Below are 19,158 nucleotides of genomic sequence, written 5' to 3'. Positions count from 1 at the left end.
GGAATCAAATCTAGGTGAACGACGACGACAACACCTCAGGCAAAGAACTCATCGAACGCCTGCTCGCGTATGCCGTCGACGAGGTGGCCGGAGCCCTGGGTGCCGGAGTGACCCTCGTTCGCGACGGCAAGGTGGAGATGTTCGCGTCGATCGGCCTCGCCCCCGAACTCGATCGGCTGCAGTGGGAGCTGGGCGAGGGCCCGATCGTGACCACCCGCGCCACCGAGCGCACCGTGCTGAGCCAGAACCTGCGCGCCGACCCGGAGTACCCGTCGCTGGCCCGCGCGCTGGACAGCACGTTCCTGGTGGGGCTGCCCGGCACGCTCGGGGCGGTGGCGACGCCCGGTTCCTGGGACGAGGGCGGTCCTTCGCAGTTCACCCTCTACCTCGACCGCGGCCCCACCGAGAAGACGGTCGCGGTGCTCGACCGGATCGAGCCGATGGTGACGCACGCCCTGGCCACGGTGGTGTTCTGCCAGCGCGAGTCGATGCGCGCCGACCAGATGGCGAAGATGGTGCAGTACCGCCGGGTGATCGAGCAGTGCAAAGGCGCGGTCATGGCGACCGCGGGCCTGTCGGCGCCGCAGGCCTTCCAGGTGCTGGACAAGGCCAGCCAGCGCTACAACGTGCGGTTGCGTGAGCTGGCGGTGGCGCTGGCCGAGCATGTCGGCAACGCGCCGGCCGAGCACCCGGACGACATCGGGCACGTCCTGGAACCCACCGAGGAGTCCCGGGCGGCGGCCCGCAAACTCTGGGACGGCGTCCGAGCCGCCGCGCGCTAAAGCGCGGCCTTCCTCCGCCAGTACTCCAGGTTGACCCGGGTGATCCGGGTGTGGGGGTGGTCGGGGCCGAGGACACGCAGCCGGTCGTCGAGTAGCTCGGCGAGCGCGTCGGCGGCCGCGTGGGGGTCTCCGGCCTCGCCCCGCCAGCAGGCCAGGTTGTGGCGGGTGGTCAGGGTCTGGGGGTGGTCGGGCCCCAGCACCCGCCGCCGGTCGTCGAGCAGGTCGGCGAGTGCGTCGGCCGCGGCCGCGGGGTTCCCCGCCTGGGCTCGCCAGTACGCCAGGTTGTGGCGGGTGGTCAGGGTATGGGGGTGCTCGGGCCCGAGGACCCGCAGATGGTCGTCGAGCAGAGCGGCCAGTGCGTCGGCGGCGGCGTCGGGGTTCCCGGCCTTGCCCCGCCACCGGGCCAGGGCGTGCCGACTGGTCAGGGTCTGGGAGTGATCGGGTCCCAGCACGCGCAGACAGTCGTCGAGCAGGGCCGCGAGCGCGTCCGCGGCGGCGTCCGGGTCCCCGGCCCGGCCCCGCCAGTTCGCCAGGTTGTGCCGGGCGATCAGGGTGTGGAGGTGGTCGGGTCCCAGCACGCGCAGACAGTCGTCGACCACGTCCGCGAAGGTGTCGGCCGCAGCGTCGGGGTCCCCGGTCTCGCCCCGCGACCCCGCCAGGTCCTGCCGGGTGGTCAGGGTGACGACGTGGTCCGGGCCGAAGATGTCGGTGTCGCTCGTCAGGGCGGTTTCGAGCAGCTCGACGGCTTGCCCGACCTGTCCGATCTCGCCGAGGTACCGGCCGGTGGCGTGGAGGAGGACCGAAGCGTCGGTGCGCGCTCGGGCCGACTGCGCCGGGCGGGGCCGCCGGAGCCCGGCGCGGGCGCAGGTCAGTACGTGGGGCAGATGGCCGCGCCACCACGCCGACGCCGCCGGGGCGGTCACGTCGAAGCGACAGGCGGCACGCAGCGAGGCCAGGACAGCGCGGAGCAGTTCCTCGCGCTGCGGCGGCGGTGTACTGGTGGTGGTGACGGTTTGCACGAGGCGGTGCAGCCGGATCGTGTCGCGGTCACGAGTGATCAGCGCGTACGAGGCCAGGATTCCGAGAGCGTCCTCGAACTCCAACTCGTCCTCGACGGCCCTGGCCAGCACCGGCGGCCACGGCTCCGGAGCTGCCGTGAAGAGGCCGGTGGGGATGGGCTCGGGGGCCAGCAGCGCGCACACCCGCAGCAGCACCTCCGCCGCCGGTGACTCACCGGCGATCCGGTCCATCGCGACCGTCCACACCGTCGCCACGGTCTGCGTGTGCCCGGTGGCGTGTCCACGTCCCAACAGCCGGTCCCCCGCCTTGTCCCACAGCTCCAGGTAGCGGGTCGGGGTCAGTTGGGCGGTGTCGAGATATGCGGCGGCCTGCTCCAATGCGAGCGGCAGATCCCCGAGCGTCTCGGCGAGGTGCTCGGCGTCCGTACGGGTGATGTCCGGTCGGCGTTCGGTGAGGAACTCCAGCGACTCGGCCCGCTCCCACACCGGCACCTCGAGAACCGGGCCGAGGGACTGGTAGCCGGTCCGGCGGGTGGTCACCAGCACGGCGCCGCGGCCTCCGTCCGGTATCCACGTCGTGATCCCGGCCGGATCCTCGGCGTTGTCGAACACCAGCAGCCAGTCGTCCTGGCGGGCCAGGCGGTGCCGGACCTGCTGCGCGGTCGCCACCGCGTCGCCCGGGTCGGCCGCCACCCCGAGCAGCGCACCCAACTCGGCCAGCTGCGCCGGGATGGTGCCGGGGTCCTCGGCGTCGATCCACCACACCGTGTCGTAGCCGGTCGCGTGGCGGTGGCAGTACTCCACCGCGGTCTCGGTCTTGCCCACCCCGCCCAGGCCCCGCACGGACGCCACGGTCACCCGGCCCGTCGACCGCAACGCCTCACCGAGCCGGGCGAGGAGATGCTCGCGTCCGGTGAACCGGGGGTTCGGGCGCCGGACGTTGAACACCGGCGGGAGGCGCCCCGGAAAGTCCGGCCGCGGAACCGGCGCGCCGGTCGGTTCCGCACCGGGGAAGCCCGGTCGTTCCGTCGGTTTGGCCCGTCCGGAGTCGGCCGCGGTGAGTCGGTCCAGCAGGAACCGCTCCGCCTCGGCCTCGCCGCGCCCGGTCAGGTCGATCCACGTCAGCCCGCCCAGTACCCCCGGCACGGTGCAGTCGCGGATCTTCACCGGCACCAGTCGCCGTTCCGCCGCGGCCGGGTCCGCGCGCAGCGCGACCTGCCACTCCATCCGGCCGTAGTCCGACGACGACAGGTACGCCGGGGAACACAACACGAGCATGCGGTCCGACCGGAGGACGGCGTCTTCCATCCTCCGCACCCAGTCGGTGCCCGGGACGAAATCCCAGTCCTGCAGCACCACCCGCAGCCCGTTGTCTTCTAAGACCCAGGCGATCCACTCCGCCCACTTGCGGTCCGCGGCCGTGTAGGACACGAACACATGCCCACCCATGGCGACAGTCTGTCAACCACCCACTACCCGGTACACCCGGTCGGGCCGATCAGCGGCGGACGACGGCCACCGATTCCGGGCCGAGGTCGAGGCCGCTCCCGGCGGGCTCGGCCTCGCCGAAGAGGACCGTCGTGGCGCTGAGCGGGACCCGCCGGGGCTCGGCGGACAGGTTCGCGACGACCGCGTGGTCGCCTCGGTGGACGACGATCCAGCGGGCGTCCTCGTCGTACTCCACCGACACCCGGTCCAGGCGCGGGTCGGTGAGGTCGGAGACCTGCCGGCGCAGCGCGATCAGCTCGCGGTACACGTTCAGCAGATCCGCGTGCGGCTTCGAGCCGAGCTCGCTCCAATCCAGCTTCGAGCGTTCGAACGTCGCCGGGTCCTGCGGGTTCGGCACCTCCGCCTCGCCCCAGCCGTGCTGGGCGAACTCGGCTTTGCGGCCGCGCTCCACGGCGAGGGCCAGCTCCGGCTCCGGGTGGCTGGTGAAGAACTGCCAGGGGGTGCCCGCGCCCCACTCCTCGCCCATGAACAGCATCGGCGTGAACGGCGACGTGAGCATCAGCGCCGCGCCGATCGTCAGCAGGCCGGGGGAGAGCGTCGCCGAGAGCCGGTCGCCGGTGGCGCGGTTGCCGATCTGGTCGTGGTTCTGCAGGCTCACGACGAACCGGTGGCCGGGCGTGTTGCGCCGGTCGACCCGGCGGCCGTGGATCCGCTGGCGGAACGTCGAGTAGGTGCCGGCGTGGAAATAGGCCTCGGTGAGCACGATGGCCAGCGTCGAGAGCGCACCGAAGTCGCCGTAGTAGCCACTGCGGTCACCGGTCAGCGCGGAGTGCAGCGCGTGGTGGACGTCGTCGTCCCAGGCCGCGGTGAGCCCGTACCCGCCGGCCTCGAGCGGGGCCATCAGCCGCGGGTCGTTGAGATCGGACTCGGCGACCAGCGACAACGGGCGGCCGAGGTGCGTCGAGAGGACGTCGACCTCGCGCGAGAACTCCTCCAGCAGGTGCGACGCCCGGGTGTCGGCGAGCGCGTGCACGGCGTCCAAGCGCAGGGCGTCGACGTGGAAGTCGCGGAGCCAGCCCAGCACGTTGTCGAGGATGAAGGCGCGCACCTCGTTGGACTGCGGTCCGTCGAGGTTGACCAGGTCGCCCCAGGTGTTCGAGCCGGCCTTCAGGTAGGGCCCGAAGCGGGGCAGGTAGTTGCCCGACGGCCCGAGGTGGTTGTAGACGACGTCGAGCGCGACGCCGAGGCCCTTGCCGTGGCAGGCGTCGACGAAGCGCTTCAAACCGTCGGGGCCGCCGTACCCTTCGTGCACCGCGTACCAGGCGACGCCGTCGTAGCCCCAGTTGTACGCACCGTTGAAGCCGTTCACCGGGAGCAGCTCGACGATGTCGACGCCGAGCTCGACGAGGTGGTCGAGCCGGTCGATCGCCGCGTCGAACGTGCCCTCCGGGGTGAACGTACCGACGTGCAGCTCGTAGAGCACGCTGCCGGCCAGCTGCCGTCCGGTCCAGAGCCCGTCGGTCCACTCGAACGCGCCGTGGTCGTACACCCGACCGGCCTCGTGCACGCCGTGGGGCAGCCAGACCGCGCGCGGATCGGGGTAGGCGTGCTCGTCGTCGTCGAGGAGGTAGGCGTAGTCGGTGCCCGGACCGGCGTCCGGCACCTCGGCTCGCCACCAGCCACCCTCACCGGCGGTCATCTCGGTGTCCCGGCCACCGGCCCGCACCCGGACGCGGGACGGTACGGGTGCCCACAGCTCGAACGTCGTCACGACGGAGTCCCTCACACTCGAGTCAGAAGCGCTACCGGATACCGCGACAGCACGTCGATCAAACCGACCGGTCCGTCCGCGCCGGCGGAGTACTCGGCCCCGGTCAGCACGTCCTTCCATTCGCCGTCGGGCAGTTCGAGCACGGTGTCGCCCCAGCCGCCGCGCCGCTCGAGACCGATCGGCAGCCGGGTCACCACGGTGATCGCCCCGCCCCGGTCGAACGCGGCCGCGTGGTCGGCGGCCGACCCCGTCACCGCGATCGGCGTGTACGACTCGAACAGCTCCGGGGAGTCCCGGCGCAGCCGCAGCGCACGCGAGGTCACGAGCAGCTTGGCCGCGCCCTCGGCGTCGAGCGGCGGCAGCCAGCCGTCGTCGATCCGGGCCAGCAGCTTGCGCCGGGCGTCGAAGTCGACCGGGCGCCGGTTGTCCGGGTCGACGAGCGAGTTGTCCCACAGCTCGGTGCCCTGGTACGTGTCCGGGATGCCGGGCATGGTGAGCTGCACCAGCTTCTGCCCGAGCGCGTTCACCCACCCGTACGGCGTGACGAGCTCGGCGAACGCGGCCACGTCGGGCGAGGCGAGCGCGGTGTCGATCGCCGCCTCCAGCGCCGCCTCGAACTCCTCGTTCGGGTCGTTCCACGACGTCACCGTGCGGGCCTCGCGGGCCGACTTCTGCAGCGCGGCCTTGAGCCGGTCGGCGGTGATCGGGTACGTCGCCACCACGGTCTGCCAGAGCAGGTGCGCGATCGCGCCGTCCGGCACCGGGGCGGCCTCGCGCCAGCGACGGACGGCCGTCGCCCACTCGTCCGGGATCTCGGCGAGCACGGCCAGCCGGGCCCGCACGTCCTCCGAGCGCTTGGTGTCGTGCGTGGAGAGCGTCGTCATGCCCCGGGGCCAGTGCGCCTGGCGCGCGGCCAGCGCGGCATGGAAGTCGGACACCGATCCGCCGAACCGCTGCGGGTCCCCGCCGACCTCGTTCAACGCCACGAACCGGGTCCAGCGGTAGAACGCGGTGTCCTCGGCGCCCTTGGCCATCACGGCGCCCGACGTCTGCTGGAACCGGATCGCCAGCGGGTCGTCCGGGTCGGTGAGCCTGGCCTCCAGCGTGTCCAGCGCCGGCCCCAGCTCGGGTCGGCGCTCCCGCACGGTGACCAGCGCCGATGCCAGGTGGTCGAGGCCGAACGGCAGGTAGGACCGGTACACCGGGAACGCGGCCAGCAGTTCGGCGAGTGCCGCCTCGGCCTGCGGTTCGTCCGGCACGAGCCGGGCCAGCCGTCGCAGCTCGGCGAGCAGCATGCCGGTGGCGACGTCCTTCTTCGACGCGTACAGCAGCTCCGGGTAGTCGGTGGCGACGCCGGTGAGCTCGGTGTCCAGCGCGGTGAACGCGTCCTCGCCGGCCGGGTCGACGAACAGCGCGCCCACCTCGCCGAGCGCGTCGTAGCCGGTCAGGCCGTCGATCGGCCACTCCGGCAGCTCCTCGCCGGGCTCGGCGATCTTCTCCACGACCAGCCAGGCCTCGGGCGCGCCGACACGCAGCCGCTGGAGGTACTCGCCGGGATCGCGCAGGCCGTCCGGGTGGTCGACGCGGATGCCGTCCAGGCCGCCCTCGGCGTACCAGCGGAGGATCTCGCCGTGGGTGGCGTTGAACACGGTCGGGTCCTCGACGCGGAGCCCGGCCAGGTCGGCGATCGCGAAGAACCGCCGGTAGGTGATCTCACCGTCACCCCGGCGCCAGTCGACCAGCCGGTAGTGCTGCCGCTCGTGGATCTGCTGGGGTGAACCGTCACCGGTGCCGGGCGCGATCGGGTAGCGGTGCTCGTAGTAGCGCAGCTCGCCGTCCTCGACGGTCAGCGCCGACACGTCGTCGTCCGACCCCAGCACCGGGATCAGGATCGGGCCGCGCTCCCAGTCGACGTCGAACCAGCGCGCGTACTCCGACTCCGGCCCGTGCTCCAGCAGGTCCCACCAGGCCGGGTTCGCGTGCGGCACCGCCACCCCGGCGTGGTTGGGCACGATGTCGACGACGAGCCCGAGCCCGTGCGCACGCAGGGCGTCCTTGAGCTCGGCGAACGCTTCGGCACCGCCCAGCTCGGTGTTGACGTGCGAGTGGTCGGCGACGTCGTACCCGTGTTGCGAGCCGGGCGTCGACTGCAGCAGCGGAGCCGAGTACAGCTGGGTGACGCCCAGGTCACGCAGGTAGTCGCTCAGCCCGGCGGCGGACCGCAGGTCGAACGCCGGCTGCACCTGCACGCGGTAGGTGCCTCGGATTGCGCCCATGTCACACGTCCCTCTGCAGCACGAGGAGCGAGCGCGCCTCGACCGGAATCTGACCGCCGGCCTCGGCGACCCGTCCCGCCCGTTCGGCCGGCGAAGCGGTGTCGACCGCGACCTTCCACTTGGTGGCGTACTCACTCGGCGGCATCGTGAAGTCGATCGGTTCGTAGTGTGCGTTGAAGGCCAGGATGAACGAGTCGTCGGTGATCAGATCGCCCTGCGGCCCCAGCTCGCGAATGCCGTTCCCGTTGAGGAACAGCATGATCGCGCGGCCGAAGTCGCTCTCCCAGTCGTCCTCGCTCATCTCCCGCCCGTCCGGCGTGAACCACTCGACGTCGCTGAGCGGGGTGCCCGCGCCGCGTCGCACCGGACGGCCGTCGAAGAACCGGCGACGGCGGAACACCGGGTGCTCGGCACGCAGCTGCGAGACCTGCCGGACGAAGTCGACCAGCTGGTCGTCGGAGCTGCGCCAGTCGACCCAGGAGATGTCGCTGTCCTGGCAGTACGCGTTGTTGTTGCCCTGCTGGGTGCGGCCGAGCTCGTCGCCGTGCCCGATCATCGGCACGCCCTGCGAGAGCAGCATCGTGGCGAGGAAGTTGCGCCGCTGACGCGCACGCAGCTCCAGCACCTCGGGGTCGTCGGTGGGGCCCTCGACCCCGCAGTTCCACGACCGGTTGTGGCTCTCGCCGTCGTTGTTGTTCTCGCCGTTGGCCTCGTTGTGCTTCTCGTTGTAGGAGACGAGGTCGTTGAGCGTGAAGCCGTCGTGGCAGGTCACGAAGTTGATGCTGGCCACCGGGCGGCGCCCGTCGTGCTGGTAGAGGTCGGCCGAGCCGGAGATGCGTGACGCGAACTCGCCGAGCGTGCCCGGCTCGCCGCGCCAGAAGTCACGCACCGTGTCCCGGTAGCGGCCGTTCCACTCGGTCCACAGCGGCGGGAAGTTGCCGACCTGGTACCCACCGGGCCCGACGTCCCAGGGCTCGGCGATCAGCTTCACCTGGCTGACGATCGGGTCCTGCTGGATGACCTCGAAGAACGTCGAGAGGCGGTCGACGTCGTAGAACTCGCGGGCCAGCGTCGCCGCGAGGTCGAACCGGAACCCGTCGACGTGCATCTCGGTGATCCAGTACCGCAGCGAGTCCATGATCAGCTGCAGTGAATGGGGCTGCCGGACGTTCAGGCTGTTCCCGGTGCCGGTGTAGTCCATGTAGTACTCCGGCTGGTCGTCGACCAGGCGGTAGTACGTGCGGTTGTCGATGCCGCGGAAGCCGAGCGTCGGCCCGAGGTGGTTGCCCTCGGCGGTGTGGTTGTAGACGACGTCCAGGATCACCTCGATGTCGGCGGCGTGCAGCGCCTTGACCATCGCCCGGAACTCCTGCACCTGCTGCCCGCGGGTGCCGGTGCTGCTGTAGCCGGAGTACGGCGCCAGGAAGCCGATCGTGTTGTAACCCCAGTAGTTACGCAGGCCCTTCTCGACCAGGTAGTGGTCGTGCACGAAGTGGTGCACGGGCATCAGCTCGAGCGCGGTGACGCCGAGCTTGGAGAGGTGCTCGACGACCGACGGGTGCCCGATGCCGGCGTACGTGCCGCGCAGCGCCTTGGGCACGCCCGGGTGCTTCATCGTCAGCCCGCGGACGTGCGTCTCGTAGATGACCGTCTCGTGGTACTGGTGGCGCGGCGAGCGGTCCTCGGCCCAGTCGAAGTACGGGTTCGCGACGACGCACTTCGGCAGGTGCTTCGCGGAGTCGCCGTCGGACCGCTCGTGCGGGGCGTCGAACTTGTAGCCGAAGAGCGAGTCGTCCCAGTCGACGTCGCCGTCGATCGCTTTCGCGTACGGGTCGAGCAGCAGCTTGTTGGGGTTGCAGCGCACGCCGGCCTGGGGGTCGTGCGGCCCGTGCACCCGGAAGCCGTACCGCTGCCCCGGCTGCACGCCGGCGAGGTACCCGTGCCAGACGAAGCCGTCCACCTCGGGTAGCGCGTACCGCTCCTCGGCGCCGCTGTCGTCGAACAGGCAGACCTCGACTTTGGTCGCGGCTTCGGAGAACAGCGCGAAATTCGTGCCGACGCCGTCGTAGGTCGCACCCAGCGGATAACTGGTGCCGGCCCACACCTGCATCGTGCCTCCTCGTGATCGATCCAGCGACGCTCGCCACAGGCCGCGAACCTGTCCTGCCCCGGTTCGGCCCGGTGCAATCCTCCGCCCCGCGTGCCGATTGGCGTTCACTGGGTAGCACGTGCCTGTGAACGCTCTGGTCGTCGTCCTGGTCCTGCTGCTCGGCGTCGTTCTCCTCAGCCCGTTCGCGGACCGGTTCGGGGTGCCCGCCCCGGTCGCGCTCACGCTGATGGGCGCGGTACTGGCGTTGGTGCCGGAGACGCCGCGCGAACTCATCGAACCGGATCTCGTGCTGCCGCTGTTCCTCCCGCCGCTGCTGTTCGCGGCCGCGCAGCGCAGCTCCCGGCGTGACTTCACCCGCAACTGGAAGGTGCTGCTCGCGCTCGCGGTGGGCCTGGTCGCGGTCACCACCGCGGTCGTGGCCCTGATCGCCCAGTGGGTGGACCCCAGCCTGACACTCGGGGCCGCGGTCGCGCTCGGCGCGATCGTCTCGCCGCCCGACCCCGTCGCGGCCACCTCGCTGGCCGGCCGGCTCGGGTTGCCCAAGCGGCTGGTCGCGGTGCTGGAGGGCGAAGGCCTGATCAACGACGCGCTGGCGCTGGTGATCTACACGACCGCGGTGTCGGCCGCGCTCACCGACGCGTTCTCGCTCGCCGACGCGGCCGGGACGCTCGCCGTGTCGGTGCTGGTCGCGCCGCTGGTCGGGATCGCCGTCGGCTGGATCGGCCGGACGCTGATCAGCCGCCTGTCCGACCCGCGCGCCGAGGTGGGCCTGTCGCTGCTGCTGCCGTACGCGGCCTACCTGGGCATCGAGGAGCTGCACGGGTCGGGCGTGCTGGCGGTCGTGGTCGCCGGGCTGATCCTCGGCCAGGGTGGCAGCGACGCCTACACCGGCGCGGGGTTCCTGGCCGGTGGCACGGTCTGGCGGGTGCTCGACTGGCTCATCGGCGGGTTCGCGTTCGGGCTGGTGGGCTACGCGCTGGTCAAGGTCGTGCTCGACCCGGGTGTGCCCACCTACGGGGCCGGTGTCGCCGCCGCGGTGTGCGCCGCGGCGATCGCGACCAGAGCGCTGTTCGTGCTGCCGCTCGGCTGGGTGGCCGGGCGCCGGATGCGCAGGACCAGCGACGGCCACGGGTGGCGTGAGTCGGTCGTCGTGTCCTGGGCCGGCATGCGCGGCGTGGTGACGCTCGCCACCGCGCTGGCGCTGCCGATGGACTTCCCCGGGCGGCCGGTCGTGCTGTTCGCTTCGATCGCGGTCGTCGTCGTGACGCTGGTCGGGCAGGGGCTGACGCTGCCCTGGATGGTGCGTGCGCTCGGCGTCCGCTCGGCCGAGGAGGAGCTCGACGAGGTGGGCCAGGCCCGCTCGGTGGCCGCGGGGGCGGCCATGGCCCGGCTGGAGGAACTGCACGCCGACGGCCGGGTCGACGACGGGGTGGTGGACCTGATCCGGCGCCGCTACGCCCGGATCGTGCCGGACCTGCGCGAGGACCTGCCGGAGGACGTGCGTCAGCGGATGATGGACGCCGGCCGGGTCGCGGGCAAGCTGCGTGAGGCCGAGCAGGCGGCCGTGCTGGGCCTGCGCAGCAACGGCGAGGTGAGCGCCGAAGCCGCCGACCGCGTCCTCCGCGAGATCGCCGCCAGGAACCTCCGAGATTCCTGGGCCGCGCACTGAGCAACCGTTCTGCCCCTCGCCTGCGCTTCGGAGGCGACCGGAGCGGCCCGAACTACCCGGTGCAGGCAACCGCCGACCTACCGGGAGATCCGATGACCGACAACCTGTTCGCCGCCGCCTCCGTCGGCACGCACTCGCTCGCCGCCGTCGCCGACGCGCCGGTGGTGCGGGACCGACGCCGCCGGGGTCAGCACGTCGAGCTGGTCGGCACGATCAGCGGGTTCGACCTCCTCGAGAGCACCGTGACGATCCGCGACGTACAGGACGGCCGCCGTCGCCACGCCGAGTTGACCGTCGCGCTCGTCGCCGGAGCCACGATCACCGTCGACGGACAGCGCCGGGCGCTCTCCACGCTGCCCTCCGGTGCGAAGGCGATCGTCACCGGCACGCTCGACGGCACGCTCGTCACCTCCCGCGAGTTCCACGCGCTCACGTTGAAAGGCTGATCGACGCGGGCGGTTTGCCCCCGGGAGGACTCGGGCACCTCGTCGGAGCACATCGCGCCGAGGAGAAGGAGACGACGGCCATGCCGACTGCGTCCGGTGCCCCTGTAGTCGTGGTGACCGGTGCGAGCGCGGGTGTCGGCCGCGCCACCGCGCTGGCCTTCGCCCGACGGGGAGCGGCCGTCGGACTGCTCGCCCGCGGCCAGGCCGGCCTGGAGGCCGCCTGCCGCCAGGCCCTCGACCACGGCGCCGCGGCCGCGCTCGCCGTCCAGACCGACGTCTCCGACGCGGACGCGGTCGAGGCCGCCGCCACCCGCGTCGAGGCCGAGCTCGGCCCGATCGACGTCTGGGTGAACAACGCGATGGCCAGCGTGTTCGCCTACACCTGGGACGTCACGCCGTCCGAGTTCAAGCGGGTCACCGAGGTCACCTACCTCGGGGTCGTCAACGGCACGCTGGCCGCGCTCAAGCGGATGCGAGCCCGCGGTTCCGGCACGATCGTCCAGGTGGGGTCGTCGTTGGCCTACCGCTCGATCCCCCTGCAGGCGCCGTACTGCGCCTCCAAGCACGCGGTGGCCGGTTTCACCGAGTCGCTGCGGGTGGAGTTGCTCGCGGAGAAGAGCGACGTGCGCATCAGCCAGGTCAACCTCCCGGCGATGAACACCCCCCAGTTCGGCTGGGTGCGCACGCGCCTGCCCCGCCACCCCCAGCCGGTTCCCCCGATCTACCAGCCGGAGGTCGGTGCGGAGGCGATCGTGCGTGCCGCCGGGACCGGTCAGCGGATGCTCGACGTCGGCCTGATCACCGTCGCGACCCGCTGGGGCCAGAAGTTCATTCCGCGCCTGCTCGACCACTACCTGGCCCGCAACGGCGTCGCCAGCCAGCAGACCCCCGACGAGATCGACGCCACGGCCTGGAAGGACAACCTCAGCCGCCCGCTGGACGACGTCCAGGACCGGGGCGCGCACGGTGTGTTCGACGAGAAGGCCAAGTCGCACAGCTGGCAGGCTTGGGCCGCCGGGCGCAAGCCCCTGGTGCTCGCGGCCGGCGGCGCGGTGATCGCCGCGACCGCCGTCCTGGTGAAGGGACGCCGATGACCACCCCCACCGAGACCGTCGACGCCGTCGTCGTCGGCGGCGGACACAACGGGCTGGTAGCCGCCAATCTGCTCGCCGACGCGGGCTGGCACGTGCTGGTGCTGGAGGCGGCGGCCGAGCCCGGCGGCGCCGTCCGCTCCGACGAGATCAGCCCCGGTTACGTCGCCGACCTGTGCAGCGCGTTCTACCCGCTGGGCGGCGCCTCGCCGGTGCTGGCCGGACTCGACCTCGAGCAGCACGGCCTGCGCTGGCGGCACGCGCCGCACGTGCTGGCCCACGTGCTGCCCGACGACCGGGCCGCCGTGCTCTCCCGCGACCTGGACGAGACCGCGGCCTCGGTCGACGCGTTCGCCCCCGGCGACGGGGACGCCTGGCGCCGCGAGGCCGAGCGGTTCCGCGGGGTCGCCGACCAGCTCATCAACGCGCTGTTCCAGCCGTTCCCGCCGGTGCGTGCCGCCACCGGGCTGCTGCGCACGCTCGGCGTCGCCGAGGCGCTGCGGTTCGCCCGCTTCGCCGTCCAGCCGGTCAAGCAGTACACCGCCGAGACGTTCTCCGGCGAGGGCGCGAAGGTGCTGCTGGCCGGCAACGCGCTCCACACCGACCTGCAGCCGGAGAGCGCCGCGAGCTCGGTGTTCGGCTGGCTGCTCGCGATGCTCGGGCAGTTCCAGGGCTTCCCGGTGCCCGAGGGCGGCGCGAGTGCGCTCACCGGTGCGCTGGTGTCCCGGCTCACCGCCGCCGGCGGGCAGCTGCGCTGCTCCGAGCCGGTCGAGAAGGTGCTGGTGGCCCGCGGTCAGGCCGTGGGCGTGCGGACGGCGTCGGGTGCGCTGATCCAGGCCCGGAAAGCCGTGCTGGCCGACACCGCGGCACTCCACCTGTACCGCCAGCTGGTGGGGGACCGGCACCTGCCGCCGCGGATGGTCGACGACCTCAACCGGTTCGCCTGGGACAACGCGATCATCAAGATCGACTGGGCGCTCTCCGACCGCATCCCGTGGACCGCGGAGGCCGCCCGCCGGGCCGGCACCGTGCACCTGGGCGTCGACCTCGACGGGCTCACCCAGTACGGAGCCGACCTGGCGCGCCGCAGGATCCCGGAGCACCCGTTCGTGCTCGCCGGCCAGATGGCGGTGGCCGACCCGTCCCGCGCGCCGGGCAACGGCGACTCGGTCTGGGCGTATACGCACGTGCCCCACGGCCGGGAGTGGAAGCCGGGCGAGACCGAGCGCCACGCCGACAAGGTCCAGGCCCTGTTCGAGAAGCACGCGCCCGGTTTCGCCGACCGCATCGTCGCGCGCCGGGTGCTCAGCACGGCCGAGGTCACGCACGGGAACCCGTCGCTGCCCGAGGGTGTCGCGAACCTGGGTACCGCGGCGATCCACCAGCAGCTGTTCTTCCGGCCGGTGCCGGGGCTCGGCCGGGCCGACACCCCGATCGACCGGCTCTACCTGGCCAGCGCGTCGGCCCACCCCGGCGGGGGAGTGCACGGCGGGCCCGGCAGCAACGCCGCGCGAGCCGCGCTGAAGCGCGACTCGCTCGGTGGTCCGGCCTACGCGTCGCTGATCCGGGCAGCCAACCGGGCGGTCTACCGCTGACCGAGGGACCCGCCGGCCGCGTAACGGTTGTCGTTCAGCGCCCGGGCCGCGAGCCGCTTGAGCGACTCGCGGTTGCGGGCGTTGAGCACCGGCGCGATCAGCGGCTCGGGCAGCAGTTTGCCGGGACCGTCGACGAACTCCTCGGAGATCGTCGCCATGGTCCCGGAGCCGTCCGGCTCCAACTGCACCCGCACGATGCCGGCGAACAGCGGCCAGACCTTCACTTTCAGGACGAGCAGCCGGTCCGGCTCGATCTCCAGCACCTCGGAGTTGTCCTTCACCATCGCCGGCCACCCGCCGACGCTGTGGTGGATCTTCGTCCCGACCGCCGGAAAGCCCTCGTCGACGTCCCGGATGTGGCTCGCGCCCACCACCCAGCTGGCGTAGGCCCAGCCGTCGGCGAGCACCGAGAAGACCCGGTCGGGGGTGGTCGGGATCAACAAGCGCACGCTCTGCACAGCTGCTCACTCCTCCAGCAGGCCCGCTCGCAGCTTGGCGAGCGTCGCGGCCAGCAGACGGGACACGTGCATCTGGGAGACGCCGATCTCCTGGGCGATCTGCGTCTGGGTCTGGTTGCCGAAGAACCGGAGCGCGAGCACGCGCCGTTCCCGCGGCGGGATCTTCGCCAGCAGCGGCTGCAGCGCCTGCCGGTACTCCACGGCGTCGATCGCGGTGTCCTCACCGCCGAGCGTGTCGCCGAGCGACGGCGCGTCCGCCTCGGCGCCGACCGGGGTGTCCAGCGACGTCGACTGGTAGGCGTTGGCGGCCTCCAGGCCCTCGAGCACCTCCTCGCGGGAGAGGTTCAGGTGCGCGGCCAGCTCGCTGGCGGTCGGGGCCCGTCCGTTGTGCTGCGACAACTCGCCGACCGCCGCGTTGATCGCCAGGTGCAGTTCCTTCAGCCGGCGCGGGACGCGCACCGACCAGCCCTGGTCGCGGAAGTGGCGGCGGACCTCGCCCATGATCGTCGGGATGCCGAACGACAGGAACTCCACGCCCCGGTGCGGGTCGAAGCGGTCGATCGCCTGGATCAGGCCCACCATCGCGACCTGGGTCAGGTCCTCGAGCCGCTCACCGCGGTTCGCGAACCGCCGCGCGATGTGCCGCGCCAGCGGGAGGTGGGCGGTGACCAGCTTCTCCCGCACCGCGACCCGCTCCGGGTCGTCCCGGTCGAGTTCGAGGTACCGCTCGAACAGCGGCGCGACCGTGGCGTAGTCGTCGTAGTCCAGGCGCCGGCCGTTGCCCTGGTCGGTGAGGTGAGCGGTCAGCTTCGACGAGCTGTAGCCGTCGGAGGAGTCCCGCCGGGGCTTCGGACGCTCGGCCTCGGGCTCACCCCAGAGGTCGGGGCCGCGCTGCACCCCGAGGTCCGCTTCCGGGCGTAGGCCGGGGTCGCGGACGTCGACGCCCCCCGCGCCGTCGTTCACGAGCGTGTTCCTTCCGGGTGCACCTTCATCAGCAGGGAGGTGCGCAGCTCGAACCCGTCGTCGACGGCCTGGGTCTCGGTCGCGATGTGGTCGGTGAGGCTGCTCAGCAGCAGGATGCCCAACTCGTCCTCGGCCGGGGACGGCTGTGGAGCCCAAGCCGCGACCACCACCTCGACGGCGTCGGGGTGCTGGATGAACCGGCAGTGCAGCGGCTCACCGGATCCGGCGGCACGCACCAGCGCGGTGCAGGCCTCGTCGACGGCGAGCCGGAGATCCGCGACGAGATCCAGGTCGGCGTCGGCGCGCAGCGCGATCGACGTCGCGATCGCACGCAGCACCGGGAGTTGCTCGGCCGTCGCCGGGCAGATGACCTCGACGGCGTTGTCGGCGGCATCCGGGTCACGCGCGGAGCGGGTAAGCGTCGTCGGTGCCGGGTGGATCTGGGCGGAGTGTGCGTGGCGCAGGGTCGCTGGCACCGAATACCCCCTCATTCCAGCGCCGGCCGGGGTGCGGAGCCCGGCCGGCGCCGACGGATGGATCGTCAGATCACGGGCGGGGTCGCCGGGCGGCCCTCGTCGTGGGCCCGCTGGGCTTCTTCCCTGGTCAGGTTGGTCGTGCCCGGGACGCCGTGCGCGATCGCGCTCGGGTCCTCCTCGGTACGCGGGGTCGTCGGGGTGAAGTGGTCGGTCGCGAGGTCGCCCTTCTGCGGCGGCGCGTCCTTCTCGCCACGCCAGGCGCCGGTCGCGCCCCCGCGCTCCTCGATGAACGACTTGAAGCGCTCCAGGTCGCCCTTCACCCGGTGCGAGACCACGCCGAGCGCGTCGCCGGCCTTCTCGACCGCGCCCTCGGGCTGGAAGTCCAGCTGCAGCATGATGCGTGTGTTCTCGTCGTCGAGCCGGTGGAACGTGACCACACCGGCCTGCTTCTCACCGCTGGTGCTCTTCCACGCCACCCGCTCGTCGGGGCGCTGCTCGGTGATCTCGGCGTCGAACTCGCGCTTGACGCCGGCGATGTTCGTGCGCCAGTGGGTGTGCAGGTCGTCGGTCTGCTGAATGCTCTCGACGCCCTCCATGAACTGGGGGAACGTCTCGAACTGCGTCCACTGGTCGTAGGCCGTGCGGACCGGCACGTGGACGTCGATCGACCGCTCGATGGTGCTCACGTCGTTTTCCTCCTCACGGGGGCGGTGGCCCGAATACGGACCGGCCACCCGGGTCGGTGAAAAATTGCCGACGGGTGTCCCGTCGTGAAAGGCCCGCTGCTGGACCCGGGGGATACGAGCCCCGCTCGGGGCCCGCTCCGCGGACTCCGGGCGTCGTCGCGCCCGGTCGCTCGTCTCCGCCCCGCTGCCGACCAGCGATAACGCTGTGTAGGCGGCTGGCGGGGCCACAGCACCCATACCCGGGTCTGCTGACCTCACACACCTGATTCCGGGCGATTCGTGACGCGTTTCCCGCACCGGCGGTGAGGTTGCGGTGTGAGCGGAGCGCTTTACGGTGAGTGGAGTACGTCTTCGCGGCGACGGCCACGCGACCCCGGGTTGGTTTGCTGCGATTTGGCTTCGCTGGGCTTAGCGTGGGAACAGGAGCGGGTTCCCCTGTCTCGTCCGCTCCGGAAGGGCAGTTGCTTTATGAGGATCGCCATGGTGTCAGCGCCGGTCGACCTGCCCACCACGCGCGGGCGGGAGGTGGCCGGCCACGTCAGGGCGCTGGCCGCCGCGCTCGCCGACGCCGGGCACGACGTGGACGTCCACACCAGGCGCGCCGACACGGCCACTCCGAGCGAGTCCGGGACGACGGCCGGCGTGACGATCCGCCAGGTCGACGCGGGCCCCCCGCAGCCGCTCCCCGAATCCGAACTGGCCGCCTGGATAAGCGATTTCGGGCGTGCGCTCGCCGAGCAGTGGCGCGCCGACCCGCCGGACGTCGTGCACGCCTACTCGTGGACGTCCGGGCTCGCCGCGGCCGCCGCCCGTCAGCAACTCCGGGAGTCCGCGCTGGTCGGAGGCGGTGCCAGCCAGCCGCCGGTGCCGTTCGTGCTGACGCTCGCCGGCTTCGGCGCCGAACTGCGCCGCACCCGCGAGGGCGCACCGGCCGGCCGGACCGACGCCGCGCTCGCCAACCGCATCCGGCTCGAGGTGGCGCTGGCCCGGTCGGTCGACGCGGTGGTGGCCGGCAGCGACGACGAGGTCGAGGAACTCGCCCGGATGGGAGTGCCGCGTGAACGCATCACGATGGTTCCCGCCGGCATCGACGTCGACCGGTTCGCGCCCGGCCCCGCGCTCGACGCCTCCGACGAGGCACGCCTGGTCGCGCTCGGTGACCTGACCCCGTCGGGTGGGTTCGAGACGGTCATCGCCGCGCTCCGCGGCCTGCCCGGCGTCGAGCTGCTGATCTTCGGTGCCACCGCCGACGAACAGCAGGGCGACGACGAGCTGGCCCGCCTGCGCCAGGGCGCGGCCCAGCTCGGCGTGGCCGACCGGGTCTCGTTCGCCGACCCGGATCTCGACCGCACCGATCCCGGCTATCGGCCGGCGATGCTCCGTTCGGCCGACGCCGTCGTCTGTGTGCCCTGGCACGGCCCGGCCGGCGCCGGCCGGGTGCTCGAGGCGATGGCCTGCGGGATCCCGGTGGTGGTGACGGCGGTCGGCGCGGTCTCCGACGTGGTCGTGGACGGGGTTTCCGGTGTGCTGGTGGCGCCGCGCCGTCCCGATCACCTCGCGTCGGCGATCCGGGCGCTGCTCGGCGACCCGGTGCGCCGGCTCGGGTTCGGGGTCGCGGGCGCCGACCGCGCGCGGTCGCGCTATGAGTGGTCGCGGGTGGCCACCAGCGTCGAACGGGTGTACCGGCGCCTGCTGCCGACCCCGATCGTCGACGAGGAAGTCGTGCTCGAAAACGAACTACCAGGCGTCTAGCGGATCCGAGACGGTGGTGAACGCGGCCGCGAGACCGGTGATCTCCAGCGGCCGCATCACGCTCGGGCCATCCGCCACCAGGCGGAGCTCCACCTGATCGGTCGCGCAGCGGCGGGCCACCGCGATCAGCGCGGTGAGCCCGCTGGAGCCGAGGAAGCGCACCGGCCGCAGATCGACGAGCAGCCGGTTGCAGCCGCGGTCGAGTTCGTCGTCGACCACGGACATCAGGGTGGGCGCGGTGAGCATGTCGAGCTCGCCGTCGACCTTCACGGTGGTCAGGCCGGTCGCCTCACGCTGCGTAGCCACCGTCAGGGTTTCTTGAACGGGAGAACCCGCACTTTCGGCGACGGTCCGGACTTCCACGCCGCTCGCTGCTGTGGGGTGTTCGGCCTTCGATGGCGTCATGGGTCACTCCCTCGCTGAACGCCGCACCGGGGCGCGCGCCGAGGGCGCACGGCCTGAAGTGGCTGGCTGCTCACCCTCTCCCATCCGGTCAAGAGTACGTGTGACGTGGCCGGGACAACAGGGTGGACCGGACAAGAGGGAAGTTCCACCCCGCCCGGGCGTATTGGAAACGGTTACTCGGGGTATGGGAGGCGTACCGACTCCAGGGGG

General features: G+C 72.2%; 15 protein-coding genes. 6 read left to right on the top strand and 9 right to left on the bottom strand.

Annotation, left to right across the window (positions count from 1 at the left end):
- Nucleotides 1–14 precede the first annotated feature (14 nt).
- Nucleotides 15–782: an ANTAR domain-containing protein gene (locus tag ABD437_RS41355; protein WP_344654461.1), complete on the top strand. Its 768-nt coding sequence runs from the start codon at nucleotides 15–17 to the stop codon at nucleotides 780–782.
- Here the strand turns inward: ABD437_RS41355 and fxsT are convergent.
- The 4 genes from fxsT to glgX are packed head-to-tail and all read right to left on the bottom strand — an operon-like array spanning nucleotide 779 to nucleotide 9,407.
- Complete coding sequence (gene fxsT / locus ABD437_RS41350; RefSeq protein WP_344654460.1) at nucleotides 779–3,250, bottom strand: FxSxx-COOH system tetratricopeptide repeat protein; 2,472 nt, start codon at nucleotides 3,248–3,250, stop codon at nucleotides 779–781. The two genes, ABD437_RS41355 and fxsT, sit on opposite strands and share 4 nt — an antisense overlap.
- 49 nt (nucleotides 3,251–3,299) lie before the next feature.
- The gene (gene treZ, locus ABD437_RS41345) at nucleotides 3,300–5,021 is read right to left on the bottom strand and encodes a malto-oligosyltrehalose trehalohydrolase (protein WP_344654459.1); all 1,722 of its coding nucleotides are present in this window, start codon (nucleotides 5,019–5,021) and stop codon (nucleotides 3,300–3,302) included.
- Between the two features lie 11 nt (nucleotides 5,022–5,032).
- Complete coding sequence (treY, locus tag ABD437_RS41340; RefSeq protein ID WP_344654458.1) at nucleotides 5,033–7,297, bottom strand: malto-oligosyltrehalose synthase; 2,265 nt, start codon at nucleotides 7,295–7,297, stop codon at nucleotides 5,033–5,035.
- A 1-nt stretch (nucleotide 7,298) separates the two neighbouring features.
- Nucleotides 7,299–9,407 carry a glycogen debranching protein GlgX gene (glgX, locus tag ABD437_RS41335; protein WP_344654457.1) on the bottom strand — a complete coding sequence of 703 codons (2,109 nt, stop codon included), beginning with the start codon at nucleotides 9,405–9,407 and terminating at the stop codon, nucleotides 7,299–7,301.
- A 124-nt stretch (nucleotides 9,408–9,531) separates the two neighbouring features.
- Here glgX and ABD437_RS41330 point away from each other — a divergent pair, with 124 nt between their 5' ends.
- The 4 genes from ABD437_RS41330 to ABD437_RS41315 all read left to right on the top strand — a co-directional run bounded on the left by ABD437_RS41330 (nucleotide 9,532) and on the right by ABD437_RS41315 (nucleotide 14,208).
- On the top strand, nucleotides 9,532–11,076 hold the full coding sequence (locus ABD437_RS41330) for a Na+/H+ antiporter (RefSeq protein WP_344654456.1): 1,545 nt from the start codon (nucleotides 9,532–9,534) through the stop codon (nucleotides 11,074–11,076).
- Between the two features lie 92 nt (nucleotides 11,077–11,168).
- The gene (locus ABD437_RS41325; protein ID WP_344654455.1) at nucleotides 11,169–11,522 is read left to right on the top strand and encodes a hypothetical protein; all 354 of its coding nucleotides are present in this window, start codon (nucleotides 11,169–11,171) and stop codon (nucleotides 11,520–11,522) included.
- Nucleotides 11,523–11,602: 80 nt separating this feature from the next.
- Nucleotides 11,603–12,616, top strand: coding sequence for an SDR family oxidoreductase (locus ABD437_RS41320; protein WP_344654454.1), 1,014 nt, complete (start codon nucleotides 11,603–11,605; stop codon nucleotides 12,614–12,616).
- On the top strand, nucleotides 12,613–14,208 hold the full coding sequence (locus ABD437_RS41315; protein WP_344654453.1) for a phytoene desaturase family protein: 1,596 nt from the start codon (nucleotides 12,613–12,615) through the stop codon (nucleotides 14,206–14,208). The genes ABD437_RS41320 and ABD437_RS41315 overlap by 4 nt, the downstream gene beginning before the upstream one ends.
- On the opposite strand, the gene ABD437_RS41310 is transcribed toward ABD437_RS41315, so the two are convergent.
- The 4 genes from ABD437_RS41310 to ABD437_RS41295 form a co-directional block, all read right to left on the bottom strand.
- Nucleotides 14,199–14,666, bottom strand: coding sequence for an SRPBCC family protein (locus ABD437_RS41310; protein ID WP_344654452.1), 468 nt, complete (start codon nucleotides 14,664–14,666; stop codon nucleotides 14,199–14,201). The two genes, ABD437_RS41315 and ABD437_RS41310, sit on opposite strands and share 10 nt — an antisense overlap.
- Nucleotides 14,667–14,672: 6 nt before the next feature.
- A complete protein-coding gene (locus ABD437_RS41305) occupies nucleotides 14,673–15,434 on the bottom strand; it encodes an RNA polymerase sigma factor SigF (RefSeq protein WP_425558383.1) in 762 nt (253 codons plus the stop codon).
- Between the two features lie 191 nt (nucleotides 15,435–15,625).
- On the bottom strand, nucleotides 15,626–16,105 hold the full coding sequence (locus ABD437_RS41300) for an ATP-binding protein (RefSeq protein WP_344654450.1): 480 nt from the start codon (nucleotides 16,103–16,105) through the stop codon (nucleotides 15,626–15,628).
- A gap of 65 nt (nucleotides 16,106–16,170) precedes the next feature.
- Nucleotides 16,171–16,791, bottom strand: coding sequence for an SRPBCC family protein (locus ABD437_RS41295; RefSeq protein ID WP_344654449.1), 621 nt, complete (start codon nucleotides 16,789–16,791; stop codon nucleotides 16,171–16,173).
- A 480-nt stretch (nucleotides 16,792–17,271) separates the two neighbouring features.
- Between ABD437_RS41295 and ABD437_RS41290 the strand changes: the two genes are divergently transcribed.
- Nucleotides 17,272–18,543 carry a glycosyltransferase gene (locus ABD437_RS41290; protein ID WP_344654448.1) on the top strand — a complete coding sequence of 424 codons (1,272 nt, stop codon included), beginning with the start codon at nucleotides 17,272–17,274 and terminating at the stop codon, nucleotides 18,541–18,543.
- Here the strand turns inward: ABD437_RS41290 and ABD437_RS41285 are convergent.
- A complete protein-coding gene (locus ABD437_RS41285) occupies nucleotides 18,529–18,849 on the bottom strand; it encodes an STAS domain-containing protein (RefSeq protein ID WP_344654447.1) in 321 nt (106 codons plus the stop codon). The genes ABD437_RS41290 and ABD437_RS41285 overlap by 15 nt on opposite strands.
- Between the last annotated feature and the right edge of the window lie 309 nt (nucleotides 18,850–19,158).

Origin of the sequence: Cryptosporangium japonicum (assembly GCF_039524755.1) — a bacterium.
GTDB lineage: Bacteria > Actinomycetota > Actinomycetes > Mycobacteriales > Cryptosporangiaceae > Cryptosporangium > Cryptosporangium japonicum.
The sequence above is the reverse complement of the archived record's forward strand: the minus strand, read 5'-3'. Positions and strand labels throughout refer to the sequence as shown.

Excerpts from the sequence above, each read along its gene's own strand:
- fxsT (WP_344654460.1), bottom strand. The coding sequence starts at position 3,250 with ATGGGTGGGCATGTGTTCGTGTCCTACACGGCCGCGGACCGCAAGTGG.
- treY (WP_344654458.1), bottom strand. The coding sequence starts at position 7,297 with ATGGGCGCAATCCGAGGCACCTACCGCGTGCAGGTGCAGCCGGCGTTC.
- glgX (WP_344654457.1), bottom strand. The coding sequence starts at position 9,407 with ATGCAGGTGTGGGCCGGCACCAGTTATCCGCTGGGTGCGACCTACGAC.
- ABD437_RS41325 (WP_344654455.1), top strand. The coding sequence starts at position 11,169 with ATGACCGACAACCTGTTCGCCGCCGCCTCCGTCGGCACGCACTCGCTC.
- ABD437_RS41320 (WP_344654454.1), top strand. The coding sequence starts at position 11,603 with ATGCCGACTGCGTCCGGTGCCCCTGTAGTCGTGGTGACCGGTGCGAGC.
- ABD437_RS41315 (WP_344654453.1), top strand. The coding sequence starts at position 12,613 with ATGACCACCCCCACCGAGACCGTCGACGCCGTCGTCGTCGGCGGCGGA.
- ABD437_RS41290 (WP_344654448.1), top strand. The coding sequence starts at position 17,272 with ATGGTGTCAGCGCCGGTCGACCTGCCCACCACGCGCGGGCGGGAGGTG.